Below are 12,640 nucleotides of genomic sequence, written 5' to 3' on the forward strand. Positions count from 1 at the left end.
TTACTCTTTGTAGCCTGTAGCTGTTTCGGATAAAACTTGGCTTAGAGTTTCAATATTTTTTCGTCCCTTTGTTTGTAGCCATTCGCGTGTTTTCGCTTCCCCATCTTGAATGAAAATAGCGACGGCATCTTTCCAAGTTGCCCGGCCGCAAAGAACGCCATTAAACCTTGAGCCTGCTTGTTTGGCAAACCGAAGTGTTTCTTGGAACAACTCTGCACTAACGCCTGCGCTTAAAAAGATGAATGGAAGTGCAGAAACTTCACTTTGAAGTTTAAAATAATGAGCCGCTTCTTCTTTTGTATAAACCGCATCAAAACCAAATCCTTCCACGTATTTCATATTAACGGGCACTTCTACTTTTAATACATCTGCCCCGTAACGTGGTTTGGAGAATTCGCGCATCATTTCAAGTACCTTACGCGGTTTTAATTTAGCGAATTCTTTTTCATCGCTTACTTCTGCGTCATAAGATAACAGTTCTAAATAGAAAGGAATTTCTTCTGCCTCGCATTCGGAACCAATGCGTTCAACAAAGGCATGTTTTTGCTCGTTAATCTCATCTGCTTCATCCACATCATAATAAAGAAGAAATTTCACGGCATCGGCGCCCAGTTCTTTAATTCGTTTGGCTGACCAGATCGGTAATAAATCTGGGAGCCGTCCCGGAACGCTTGCGTCGTAACCCGTTTTTTCATAAGCAATCAAAAGTCCCGCTGAATTGGCACGTTTTTCCGCTGCTGGAAGCCCGTACTCCGGGTCTAATAAAATGGAAGAGGCGTAAGGCGTTAATTCTTCGGAGACAAGCTTTTTAAATTGGCGGATATTTTCATCCGTCCCTTTTTCCCCCATCATTCTTTTAAGCGCACCACGTTGATCAATCGCGAGCGCACTAATAATATGGTTTCCGTCGGCTAACTTAGCCATTGCTTCTTGTTTAGTCATGATTTTTCACCTTTTCCTTAAATAATTGTTCGATTTCATTTTTTGTTTTTGCTTGCATCAATTCGTTAATAAAGGACTCATGAACGAGCAACTTGGAAATTTCTGAAAGTATAGCTAGATGTCCGCGAGCTCCTCCTTTTGGAATAAGCATCGCCAGAACAAGCTTCGTTTGAGAGCCGTCTAGTGAATTCCATTCCACACCATTTTCTAGTTTCATAATAATAAGGGCCGGCTTAGAAATTTCTGCCAGTTCCGTATGTGGAATAGCAATCCCATGCTCCATTCCGGTTGTGCTTTCTTTTTCGCGTGCCTCAAAGCCAGAAACGACAGCTTTCGCATTCGTCGCAAGTCCGCTATTAACGGCAATGTCTGCTAGTTTTTTGAAACAATCTTTTTGCGACACGGCTTCTACATCTGTAAAAATAAGGTCTTGGCGAATCACATCTGAAAGGGAAACCGGTTCAGCAGCTTTTTCAGCTACAACCGCTTGAGTTTCTCCTTGCGTTTTTTGTTCTTGTTTTTGAACACTGCGAGTTTGATTCCAAGCCATTAGTGCACCGGCAACAAGCGAGCCCAGTAAAATGGCAAGTACCCAAAGAAGTGGGTGAGTGACGATTGGAAGTACAATAAAACCACCATGTGGCGCTGGAACTTGTACTTGGAATAAATACGTTAAAATCGCTGCAATCGCGGATCCGACCATCAAGAACGGAATCACAACGAGCGGTTTTTTCGCCGCAAATGGAATCGCACCTTCTGTAATATGCGTTGATCCAAGTAAGAAGTTGACATAGCCAGCACTTCTTTCATCTGCTGAATACACTTTTCTCGCAAATAGCACAGCAAATCCTGTTGCAAGTGGTGGCGCGATACAAGCTGCAGATACACCGGCCATGAAGAAGTAATTCCCTTGGGCAAGAAGGGCCGTCCCAGTGACATAAGCCGCTTTATTGACAGGTCCACCCATATCGAATGCACACATCGCTCCAACAATTAAGCCAAGTAAAATGGGATTGGAATCTTGGAAACCTGCGAGGAAGTCCATCATGCCTTTATTGATCATTTCCATTGGAGCTGAAAGTAGCCACATTGAAAGGCCAGCGATGAAAATCCCGAGAACTGGGAAAAGGAAAATGGATTTAAGGCCATCTAGTTGCTTAGGCAAGCCTTTTAAGAGATGGGAAAGTCCGAGCATCACATAACCTGCTAGGAAACCACCAACAATACCACCTAAGAAACCGGTTCCATTTGTGAAAGCAATCATCCCAGTAATGAATCCGATGATGAGCCCCGGCCGTTTGGCGATGGCTTCCGCGATATAAGCTGACAGAATTGGAACCATTAAGTTCATTGCGATGCCGCCAATGGATTTTAGATAGAATGCAAATTCGTTATATTCGGCGCTTTTTGGATCGGCTGAATTGATGCCGAACATGAAACTGATAGCAACCATGACACCGCCTGCCACGACAACGGGTAGCATATGGGAAACCCCATTCATTAAATAAACATAAATTTGATGCCAGAAGGATGGCTTTTCTTCACCCGGCTGATTTGCTGATTTCGCGGATTCTCCGCCCGCTGCATGGTAAACAAGAACGGTACCCGATAATGCTCTTTGAATAAGTTCAGGGGCATCTTTAATGCCGCGTCCGACAGAAACATCAATTACTTTCTTGCCGGAAAAACGTTCTTTACGGACGTCTTTGTCTGCTGCAATAATCACGACATCAGCGGCATCAATCTCGGCTTGTGTCAGCTCGTTTTGGATCCCTTCTTGGCCGTGTGTTTCTACTTTGATGGTAATGCCGCGTTCTGCTGCCGCTTTTTCAAGCGCTTCTTGCGCCATAAAGGTATGGGCAATGCCTGTTGGGCAGCCAGTCGCCGCAATAATTTGATAGGTTTTCATTTTTAATACTCCCTTCTTAACGAAATAACTTCAATTTGATCGAGTAATGCGCCAAGGTCCGTAAGATCGCCAAGTCCCGCTGTGAAAGCCGTCGCTGATCCAGCTGCTACGGCATATTTCAGCGCTTCTTGCAAAGAGGCTTGTTGTAGTCTTTTCCCGACAAACGCCGCGAGTAACGTATCACCCGCGCAAGCCGTGTTGACCACTTTCCCTTTTGGTGCATTGGCGAAATAGCTTTCGTGTTCATTTAAGAATAGTGCGCCCTGTGCTCCGATTGAGACAAGCACGCCCTCAGCGCCTTTTTTCAAGAGCGTTTGAGCAGCCGCGCCAATTTCGCTTATTTCCGTAAGTTTTTCTACACCGACAAACGCTGCAAGTTCCTCTTCATTTGGCTTAATTAAATAAGGTTTATCGGACAAACATTCGACAAGAACCTCCGAACTAATGTCAAAAATTACACGGAATTCGTTTTTCTTTGCCCGCTTTGAAATTTCTACGAAAATCTGGTCATCCACGCCTTGCGGTAAACTGCCAGATACGAATAAAATATCGTCTTTTTCCAATTGATCCATTTGTTTAAGTAGTTCAGTTTGGTATTTTTCAGCAATTTCAGGACCTTGATTCACGGCTTTATATTCGAGCTTCCCCGCACGGATAAAGGTATTAATCCGCGTAATCCCTGGTACATGAACAAAATCTGTTTGAATTCCCTTTTTCGTCAGTTCTTGTTCGATAAAGTCCCCAGTAAAGCCTGCCAAAAAGCCAAGTGCTACAGAATCAATTCCCATTTGCTTTAAAATAAAAGAAATATTAATGGCTTTTCCATTCGCTTGATAATCTTCAAAAATACTTCGATTCACAATGAATGGTTCAAAATTTTTAAACTCGGTGAATAAGTCAATTGCCGGATTCATCGTGCAGGTATAAATCATGTTTTCACCTCTTCCTTAACTTGTGTTTTTGCTATATGATAAGTATGACGCATTTTTCTTTGTAAATGTTTTCAGAAAGCGTCAAACGGCTTGTAAAAATTTACGAATGGATGTGGAAAGCTTGGAAAGTTCTTTTTTTATGCGTAAAAAGCAGCATTACCATCAGCTAAGTGAAGCCGAACGTTTTCTCATTGATTATCTCGAACGTCATCTAAGCGAAATCCCCGAAAAATCAATCGTTGCTTTAAGTGAAGAAGCAAGTGTATCTACAGCGACGATCACGCGCACGATGCAAAAAATTGGCTATACAGGATTTACCGCATTTAAGATTCACATAAAAGATGAAATCTCCGATCCGGATTTCGATGTCATTGAAAAAGTGGATAACGAAATCAAAAAAGCGATCTTGAAAAACGAGCAAGAAGTGACGAATACCATTCATCAACTTGATAGCGGCACAATCGAAGATGCCATCCAAAAAATTCATTTTGCAAGACGCGTTGTCATCTTCGCACGTGGCTTCTCAGAACTGATCGCCCAAGAAATGATGGTTAAACTTCAACTTCTTGGTAAATATGCCGAAATGCACAACGACCCAAATATTATCCCAACTATCAGCAAGCGCTATACTTCAAAAGACGTTGTCATTTTCATCTCGCTCAGCGGAGAAACGGCAGAACTTGTAGATGCTGCCCGAGTTTGTCGCGACAAAAATGTAGGCATGATCAGTTTTACCGCGAGTCGTTCAAGTTCGCTTGCTCGCCTCACAGAAATTGATTTTGTTTGTCATAAATCAGCTATATCGTACTTTCCAGATTACGAAGTACGTTCAAGACTGCCTATCCAAGTAATGGCACGAATCGTGCTTGATGCCTATGCGATTCGTTTTTTTGAATCCTAATAGGGGGAAAGAAGCAATAACAGGGAATGCACTCTTTTAAAAAAGAGAATGCTCCTTTGTTTTTGCTTCTTTTTCTGTTTCCCCGTAAAAACGAATTCTTTGACGTTAATATTCAAAGTGTTACACTGGGAACTGCAGTAAGTAGAATCGCATACATCTTGTAATCTTTCAAATAAGGAGGAATAGATATGTATACAATTGGAGACTATTTACTTGATCGACTGAGCGAACTCGGAATCACGGAGATTTTCGGGGTCCCAGGTGATTATAATTTACAATTCCTTGATAAAATCATGGTAAATAAAAACTTAAACTGGGTTGGAAATGCGAATGAATTAAATGCCGCCTATATGGCAGATGGCTATGCGCGCACGCGAAAAGCAGCGGCTCTTGTGACAACGTTCGGGGTTGGAGAACTGAGTGCTATGAATGGTATGGCTGGAAGTTTTGCAGAAAATGTTCCCGTTGTTGAAATTGTAGGCTCTCCGCAATCAGCCGTTCAAGACGCACGAAAACTCGTTCATCACACTTTAGGCGACGGCGAATTCTCGCACTTTGAAAAAATGCATCAATCTTTGACCGCTGCGACTGCTCACCTAACCAAAGAAAACGCGCCCGCTGAGATTGATCGCGTACTAAATACATTGCTAGAAACGAGAAAGCCGGTTTACCTTAACTTACCAATTGATGTTGCGGAAAGCCCCGCTTCAAAACCAAGCGGGAAATTATCTGGTTTGACGGAATTAACGGGCGAAGATCAAAATCTGCTTCAAGAAATTGAAAGTGCATTTTCGAAAGCAAAGCAACCTGTCGTGATGACAGGACACGAGCTTGCTAGTTTTGGACTTGAAAAATCTATTCAGAGGTTCATTGAAAAGACAAACCTTCCTGTTACAACACTTAGTCTTGGAAAAGGCGTGATAGATGAAACAACGACATCCTTTATCGGAACTTATAGCGGAGCGCTTTCCGATCCGAGCGTTCAAGCTTTTGTCGACCAAGCTGATTTTCTATTGCTTTTAGGCGTTAAATTATCCGATTCTGTAACGGCCACTTTCAGCCAAGGTTTTAGCGAACAAAATGTGATCGCAGTCAATGTGGATGAAGTCCGTCTTTATGGAAAAACAAGTCAAAATCACCATTTTGAACCGCTGATGAAGTCGCTTGAGACTCTAGAAGTCGCTCCATATAGTGGAGATTATCCAGCAAAAAGTGATGATTCAGCCTCATTCATTCCGGCAGCCGCTCCCTTGACGCAAAAGAGATACTGGCAAGCAATGAATGCTTTCTTTGAACCTGGCGATACGCTTATCGCAGAACAAGGGACTTCTTACTTTGGAATCGCCCCACTATTCCTTAAAACAAATACTTCCTTTATTGGGCAACCTTTGTGGGGATCGATTGGCTTCACTTTCCCCGCCGCACTTGGCAGTCAAATTGCCAATCCAGATAGTCGGCATATCTTAGCTATTGGTGATGGTTCTCTGCAACTAACGGTTCAAGAACTAGGAGTCGCACTACGACAAAAACTAAAACCTATTATTTTTGTACTGAATAATGATGGCTATACGGTTGAACGCCAAATTCACGGGGCAGAGCAAGCTTATAACGACATCCCGATGTGGCACTATGAAAAGTTACCTTATGCTTTTGGAGGAGACTCGGCTGCGTTTAAAGCTTACAAAGTCCAAACTGAAAAAGAACTTGTTGCGGCCATGAAGGAAGCACGTTTAGACTCAGACCGGTTGTACTGGATAGAAGTTGTGCTTACGAAAATGGATTCACCGGAATATCTGCAAAAACTAGCCAAACTTCTTACAAAACAAAATTCTTAAGTTAAAAAAGAGAGTTACTGAAAAGAATCAGTAACTCTCTTTTTGCATATTTAAATTTTCCCCGAATTTGATTCACCTAAAAAATGAGGGACGACTTTGAATAAGTGTCCCTCATCTTTAGTAATATGTAGTTGTTTCCTTTTATTCTTTAGGCGCTATCTTTTTTACAATAAGATAATTTTTGATGCAAAATACAAAGATAGCTAGAATGCCGAGAAAAGCAATAACCGTCACTATTCCGATTCGAAGTGAAAACGAAATGAGAAAGAGAACAAACAAAATCAAACAGGGAATCATTAATGGGTTTACTTTAACCTCCAGTTTATCACCAGGTTTTGCCTCCACTACTTTTGAGCCCATATACCACTGATTGGCGCTTATTTGCGTTGGTCCGCTTACTTCAAATTCTCTTTCTTCATTATTTTTCAGACTAGCTACTTTTTCCTGATTCATTTTCACAGAAATTTTTGCCATCCCTCCAACAGCTCCCGTATTCCTTTTTATCCCTATTTTCAATACTATACATTCCCTTCTTTTTAATGTCTCTAAAATTTTAGCATGTTTTTTAGTAAATTGATGTGTCTATTTTATGAACTTTTCTGTTATTTATTTATAAAAAGGAGGGTTCCTCAATAAAATGAGGAACCCTCCTTTTTCATTCATTAACCAATCGAACCTTCCATTTCGAACTTGATCAACCGGTTCATTTCAACCGCATATTCCATTGGGAGTTCCTTTGTAAACGGTTCGATGAAGCCCATGACGATCATTTCCGTCGCTTCTTCTTCCGTCACACCGCGGCTCATCAAATAGAAAAGCTGCTCTTCGGAAACCTTCGAAACTTTCGCTTCGTGTTCCAGTGAAATATTGTTGTTTAAGATTTCGTTATATGGAATCGTATCCGATGTCGAAGATTGATCCATAATCAGCGTGTCACACTCAATATTCGAGCGCGCCCCGTCTGCATTCCGTCCGAAATGAACAATCCCGCGATACGTTACATTTCCGCCTTGTTTCGAAATCGATTTCGAAACAATCGTGCTCGACGTATTCGGCGCCATGTGCATCATTTTTGCACCGGCATCTTGACGTTGCCCTTTCCCTGCAATTGCAATCGAAAGCGTCGTTCCACGAGCCCCTTCACCGCGAAGATAACAAGATGGGTATTTCATCGTCAATTTCGAACCAATGTTGCCATCAATCCATTCCATCGTTCCATTCTCTTCCACAAAAGTACGTTTCGTAACGAGGTTGTATACGTTGTTTGCCCAGTTTTGGATCGTCGTATACCGGCAATACGCATTTGGTTTCACGACAATTTCAACCACCGCCGAGTGAAGCGAGTTCGTCGTATAAACCGGCGCCGTACAGCCTTCCACGTAGTTGACACTTGCGCCTTCATCAACAATAATCAGCGTCCGCTCGAATTGCCCCATGTTTTCTGAGTTGATCCGGAAGTAAGCTTGAAGCGGTGTGTCTACTTTAACTCCTTTTGGTACATAAATGAACGAGCCACCCGACCAAACCGCCGAGTTGAGCGCTGCAAATTTGTTGTCAGACGGCGGGATTACTTTCGAGAAGTGTTCCTTAAAGATATCTTCGTTTTCCTTAAGCGCCGTATCCGTGTCTTTAAAGACAATGCCTAAATCTTCAAGATCTTGCTTCATGTTGTGATAAACCACTTCGGATTCATATTGTGCCGATGCTCCTGCAAGATACTTCTGTTCGGCTTCTGGGATTCCAAGTTTATCAAAAGTACGCTTGATCTCTTCTGGAACCTCATCCCAAGAGCGAACCGTCTGTTCGGACGGTTTGACGTAATAGGTAATGTCGTCAAACTCAAGTTCAGATAAATCCCCGCCCCAAGTCGGCATTGGCATTTTGTAAAATTGCTCAAGTGACTTCAAGCGAAAGTTAAGCATCCATTCTGGCTCTTCTTTAATACTCGAAATTTCTCTTACTACTTTCTCCGTTAGTCCGCGTTCCGTACGGAAAACTGAAGTATCTTTATCATGGAAACCATATTGGTATTCGCCAATTTCTGGAATTTCAGTCATGCCTTTTCCTCCTTTAACGACCTTCTTTTTCGTAAATCGCTTTTTCCATCGCCTTCCAAGAAAGCGTCGCGCATTTAATTCGTGCTGGGAATTTTGCCACCCCTGAAAGCGCCTCTACATCCCCGTTTTCATCCACAGGTTCGTGTTCGTGCCCTTGCACCATCTCAGAAAAGCGTTGTGACATCAAAAGGGCTTCCTTTTCCGTATGCCCAATCACGCTTTCCGTCATCATCGAAGCACTTGCCATCGAAATCGAACAGCCGCTTCCGGTAAATTTCGCTTCGACAATTTTATCGCCTTCAATTTTAAGATGCAAATGAATTTCATCCCCACAAGTTGGGTTATTCATATCAATCGTCACATTCGAATCCGGCAGTTCGCCTTTATTTCTTGGATTCTTATAGTGATCCATAATGACTTGTCTATATAATTGGTCTAATTTTCTCGAACTCATAAGCCAAAATACTCCTTTGTCAGTTGAAGTCCGCGGATGAACACATCAATTTCTTCCTTCGTATTATAAAGATAAAAGCTTGCTCGTGCGGTTGACTGAACGCCAAGCCACTTCATGAGCGGTTGCGCGCAGTGATGTCCGGCCCGAACAGCTACCCCTTCCTCATCAAGCACCGTCGCCACATCGTGCGGGTGAATGCCATCCAAATTAAAGGTAACGAGACCACAGCGTTTTCTTGCATCAAGAGGTCCGTAAATCGTTAGTCCCTCGATTTTTTGCATCTCAGAAAGCGCATAAGCCGTCAGTTCTTCTTCATACGCATGAATGTTTTCCATCCCGATTTCCGACAAATAATCGACCGCCGTGCCGAGTGCAATTTCACCACCAATAGTGGGTGTCCCTGCCTCAAACTTCCACGGTATTTCTTTCCAAGTCGAATCGAAAAGCTCCACAAAATCAATCATTTCGCCGCCAAATTCCGTCGGTTCCATCCGTTCCAGCCATTCACGTTTACCATATAAAACACCTGTCCCAGTGGGCGCAAGCATTTTGTGACCCGAAAACGCATAAAAATCAACATCCAAATCCGTCACACTAACCGGCATATGCGGCACCGCCTGAGCACCATCTGCAACAAGCACCGCGCCAACACTATGCACAAGTTCCGCAATTTCCTTAAGCGGCGCAATCACACCCATCACATTCGAAACATGCGCCAAAGCAACAATCTTCGTTTTCTCAGAAAGAACGCTTTGCACCGCTTCTAGAGTAATCGAACCATCCGCTTCAAGCTCTACGTATCGAAGCGTTGCCCCTTTACGCTTTGCAAGCTGCTGCCAAGGAATCAGATTCGAATGATGCTCCAAATAAGAAATGACGATTTCATCCCCTTCGGCAACATTCGCTTCCCCGTAACTATCCGCAACCAGATTCAGTGCCGTAGTCGTACCACGCGTAAAAATCACTTCCGAACTACTTTTGGCGGAAATGAACTTCGCTACTTTCGAACGAGCCGCTTCAAACGCGTCCGTTGCCCGCCCAGCAAGCGTATGCACGCCGCGGTGAACATTGGCATTATCTTCCGTATAATAACGACTGAGCGCTTCAATCACTTGTTTAGGCTTTTGCGAAGTTGCTGCATTATCCAAGTACACAAGCGGCTTTTCATTCACTTCTTGATTTAAAATTGTAAAATCCGAACGAATTTGAGCGAAATTTTTCATCTTAGCGCACTTTCCCTTCGATAACCTCTTTAAGCATCACTTTCACGCCTTCAATCGGCAATTGTTTCACAACCGGATCAAGGAATCCGTGAATCACAAGTCGTTCTGCTTCGCTGCGAGAAATCCCGCGACTCATCAAATAGAACAATTGAACCGGATCAACACGTCCAACAGAAGCCGCATGCCCAGCTACAACATCATTTTCATCAATCAAAAGAATCGGATTAGCATCCCCGCGAGCAGACGGACTAAGCATTAGCACACGTGATTCTTGTTGTGCATCCGATTTCGATGCTCCGTGCTTAATGTGTCCGATCCCGTTAAAGATCGTTGTCGCTTTATCTTTCATAACCCCATGTGAGAGAATCGTTCCCGTTGAAGCTTTGCCGTAATGCGTTACACGCGTTGTCACGTTTTGCGTTTGCTTCCCGCGTCCAACCGTTACCGTCTTCACATCACCCGAAGAACCGTCTCCCATCAAGTTCGTCACATTTTCATTGATCGTATCGCCATCATTCATTAGCCCAAGCGCCCATTCAATCCGGCTATCCGCGCCAATATGACCACGGCGATTCATATAAGTCGTCACGTGATTCGATAAATTATCGACCGCTCCAAAAGTGATTTTTGCACCACGATTTGCGATCACCTCTTCGACCACATTCACAACGCCCTTCGAATCTTCATCAAGCGTCACATAGTTTTCCACATAAGTCACAGAACTGTTATCGTCTGCAACAAGCAACACGTGGTTTACAAGCGGAAGAGAAGCATCTTTTTGCACGAATACCGCTTGAATCGGCTCCTTGATTTCCACATTTTTCGGCACATAAAGAAACGCTCCGCCATTGACTAATGCTGCGTGAAAAGCGGTGAGCTTGTGTTCATCAGTTTGAACAGCTTGCGTCATGAAATACTTCATGACAAGCTCCTCGTGTTCTTTTAGCGCAGTAAAAATGTCCGAAAAAATCACGCCTTGCGCTCTTAATTCAGCATTAAGCTGAAGCTTTGCCGGATGCGTATCCACTTGCACATAAAAGTTAGCCTCTTTATTATCTAGATCCACAAGATCCGCGACTTTATCCGCGAGAACCTCATCCGTTACGCCGCTTTCAAAAGCTTGGTACGTATCAAACTTCGTAAAATTCCAGCGGTCAATCTTTGTTTTATCCACAAAAGGTAAGCTAAGCTCACCCGACGATTTCCAGTTCGCTAAGCGAAGATCTGTAAAAGCTTTGGGTTCGCCAGCGCCTTCAGAAAAAGTGCGGATAAAATCATCCTTTAAAACTGTATTTTCCGTCATGATTTTAACCTCACTTTCCTTAGTTTTGTTCGAGTGTTTCTTCTTCCTCTTCAAACTCAATGCCAAGCTCTTGCTTGATCCAGTCATAACCTTCTGCTTCAAGACGTTTCGCAAGTTCAGGGCCGCCTTCTTTCACGACTTTTCCTTGCATCATTACGTGTACAAAATCAGGTTCGATATAATTAAGCAAACGTTGATAGTGGGTGATAATCAAGCAGCCAAAACCTTCGCCGCGCATCGCATTGACCCCTTTTGATACCACTTTAAGCGCATCAATATCAAGTCCTGAATCGATTTCATCCAAAATAGCAATTTCTGGTTCGATCATAAGAAGTTGCAAAATTTCGTTACGTTTTTTCTCCCCACCAGAAAAACCTTCATTTAAATAGCGCTCTGCCATTTCTTCATCCATATCAAGCAATTCCATTTTGTCATCTAGCTTGCGGATAAATTGCATAAGTGGAATTTCTTTTCCTTCTTCACGACGGCTATTGATAGCAGCACGAATAAACTCAGCATTCGTTACGCCGCTGATTTCACTTGGGTATTGCATTGCAAGGAAAAGCCCTGCACGAGCGCGTTCATCTACTTCCATCTCCAGTACATCTTCGCCGTCCAGTGTAATCGTTCCTTGTGTTACTTCATATTTCGGATGCCCCATGATTGCCGCAGACAAAGTGGATTTCCCAGTTCCGTTTGGCCCCATGATCGCATGGATTTCTCCTGTGGAAATTTCAAGGTTCACACCCTTCAAGATTTCTTTTCCTTCTATTTGAACATGTAAATCTTGGATCTTTAGTGTCGACATTAAAAAATACCCTCCCTATCGTTTGTTCATGCTTTTTCGCATAATCTCAGTTTAGTATAATTCTAATCTAATCGCAACCAATAAAAATGCGGCGCACGTTTTATCTCCTTCATTTTACTATTAAAAAGTGGAAATAGCTACCCTACAAATGATTATCATCGTTAAATCTCATTTGAGAATCTTTTATGTTCTTTTTTGAAATCTATTGTGATATTTTATTCAACCAAAACGAAAAAGTATAAACTTATTGCATAAAAGTTAAACTTTTGCTATATT

At 42.8% G+C, this 12,640-nt stretch carries 11 protein-coding genes; 2 read left to right on the forward strand and 9 right to left on the reverse strand.

The annotated features are described in order from the left end of the window. From lacD to pfkB, 3 genes are read right to left on the reverse strand one after another with little or no spacing between them, the layout of a single operon-like run. Positions 1 to 942 (reverse strand): tagatose-bisphosphate aldolase, encoded by a 942-nt coding sequence (gene lacD / locus UR08_RS06845; protein WP_115752929.1) that lies wholly within the window; start codon positions 940 to 942, stop codon positions 1 to 3. Next, positions 935 to 2,851, reverse strand: coding sequence for a fructose-specific PTS transporter subunit EIIC (locus UR08_RS06850; protein ID WP_115752930.1), 1,917 nt, complete (start codon positions 2,849 to 2,851; stop codon positions 935 to 937). Before UR08_RS06850 ends, lacD begins: the two co-directional genes overlap by 8 nt. A gap of 2 nt (positions 2,852 to 2,853) precedes the next feature. After that, the gene (gene pfkB, locus UR08_RS06855; RefSeq protein WP_115752931.1) at positions 2,854 to 3,783 is read right to left on the reverse strand and encodes a 1-phosphofructokinase; all 930 of its coding nucleotides are present in this window, start codon (positions 3,781 to 3,783) and stop codon (positions 2,854 to 2,856) included. Between the two features lie 121 nt (positions 3,784 to 3,904). Here pfkB and UR08_RS06860 point away from each other — a divergent pair, with 121 nt between their 5' ends. Beyond that, entirely contained in the window at positions 3,905 to 4,684 is a 780-nt protein-coding gene (locus tag UR08_RS06860) for a MurR/RpiR family transcriptional regulator (protein WP_240616048.1), read from the forward strand. A gap of 188 nt (positions 4,685 to 4,872) precedes the next feature. After that, the gene (locus UR08_RS06865; RefSeq protein WP_115752932.1) at positions 4,873 to 6,519 is read left to right on the forward strand and encodes an alpha-keto acid decarboxylase family protein; all 1,647 of its coding nucleotides are present in this window, start codon (positions 4,873 to 4,875) and stop codon (positions 6,517 to 6,519) included. A 141-nt stretch (positions 6,520 to 6,660) separates the two neighbouring features. Here UR08_RS06865 and UR08_RS06870 read toward each other — a convergent pair whose 3' ends face one another. The 6 genes from UR08_RS06870 to sufC form a co-directional block, all read right to left on the reverse strand. Further along, positions 6,661 to 6,993, reverse strand: coding sequence for a hypothetical protein (locus UR08_RS06870; RefSeq protein ID WP_133296336.1), 333 nt, complete (start codon positions 6,991 to 6,993; stop codon positions 6,661 to 6,663). A gap of 188 nt (positions 6,994 to 7,181) precedes the next feature. After that, positions 7,182 to 8,576 (reverse strand): Fe-S cluster assembly protein SufB, encoded by a 1,395-nt coding sequence (sufB, locus tag UR08_RS06875; RefSeq protein WP_036070782.1) that lies wholly within the window; start codon positions 8,574 to 8,576, stop codon positions 7,182 to 7,184. Positions 8,577 to 8,589: 13 nt separating this feature from the next. Next, positions 8,590 to 9,030 carry a Fe-S cluster assembly sulfur transfer protein SufU gene (gene sufU / locus UR08_RS06880; protein WP_115752934.1) on the reverse strand — a complete coding sequence of 147 codons (441 nt, stop codon included), beginning with the start codon at positions 9,028 to 9,030 and terminating at the stop codon, positions 8,590 to 8,592. After that, positions 9,027 to 10,253: a cysteine desulfurase gene (locus UR08_RS06885; RefSeq protein ID WP_115752935.1), complete on the reverse strand. Its 1,227-nt coding sequence runs from the start codon at positions 10,251 to 10,253 to the stop codon at positions 9,027 to 9,029. The genes sufU and UR08_RS06885 overlap by 4 nt, the downstream gene beginning before the upstream one ends. Position 10,254: 1 nt before the next feature. Next, the gene (gene sufD, locus UR08_RS06890) at positions 10,255 to 11,556 is read right to left on the reverse strand and encodes a Fe-S cluster assembly protein SufD (RefSeq protein ID WP_115752936.1); all 1,302 of its coding nucleotides are present in this window, start codon (positions 11,554 to 11,556) and stop codon (positions 10,255 to 10,257) included. Positions 11,557 to 11,575: 19 nt separating this feature from the next. Continuing rightward, on the reverse strand, positions 11,576 to 12,364 hold the full coding sequence (gene sufC, locus UR08_RS06895) for a Fe-S cluster assembly ATPase SufC (RefSeq protein ID WP_115752937.1): 789 nt from the start codon (positions 12,362 to 12,364) through the stop codon (positions 11,576 to 11,578). Positions 12,365 to 12,640: the final 276 nt, after the last annotated feature.

The sequence above is a fragment of the Listeria kieliensis genome, assembly GCF_003369925.1.
Classification (GTDB): Bacteria; Bacillota; Bacilli; order Lactobacillales; family Listeriaceae; genus Listeria; species Listeria kieliensis_A.

Excerpts from the sequence above, each read along its gene's own strand:
- pfkB (WP_115752931.1), bottom strand. The coding sequence starts at position 3,783 with ATGATTTATACCTGCACGATGAATCCGGCAATTGACTTATTCACCGAG.
- UR08_RS06870 (WP_133296336.1), bottom strand. The coding sequence starts at position 6,993 with ATGGCAAAAATTTCTGTGAAAATGAATCAGGAAAAAGTAGCTAGTCTG.
- UR08_RS06850 (WP_115752930.1), bottom strand. The coding sequence starts at position 2,851 with ATGAAAACCTATCAAATTATTGCGGCGACTGGCTGCCCAACAGGCATT.
- sufC (WP_115752937.1), bottom strand. The coding sequence starts at position 12,364 with ATGTCGACACTAAAGATCCAAGATTTACATGTTCAAATAGAAGGAAAA.
- sufU (WP_115752934.1), bottom strand. The coding sequence starts at position 9,030 with ATGAGTTCGAGAAAATTAGACCAATTATATAGACAAGTCATTATGGAT.
- sufD (WP_115752936.1), bottom strand. The coding sequence starts at position 11,556 with ATGACGGAAAATACAGTTTTAAAGGATGATTTTATCCGCACTTTTTCT.
- sufB (WP_036070782.1), bottom strand. The coding sequence starts at position 8,576 with ATGACTGAAATTCCAGAAATTGGCGAATACCAATATGGTTTCCATGAT.
- lacD (WP_115752929.1), bottom strand. The coding sequence starts at position 942 with ATGACTAAACAAGAAGCAATGGCTAAGTTAGCCGACGGAAACCATATT.
- UR08_RS06865 (WP_115752932.1), top strand. The coding sequence starts at position 4,873 with ATGTATACAATTGGAGACTATTTACTTGATCGACTGAGCGAACTCGGA.
- UR08_RS06885 (WP_115752935.1), bottom strand. The coding sequence starts at position 10,253 with ATGAAAAATTTCGCTCAAATTCGTTCGGATTTTACAATTTTAAATCAA.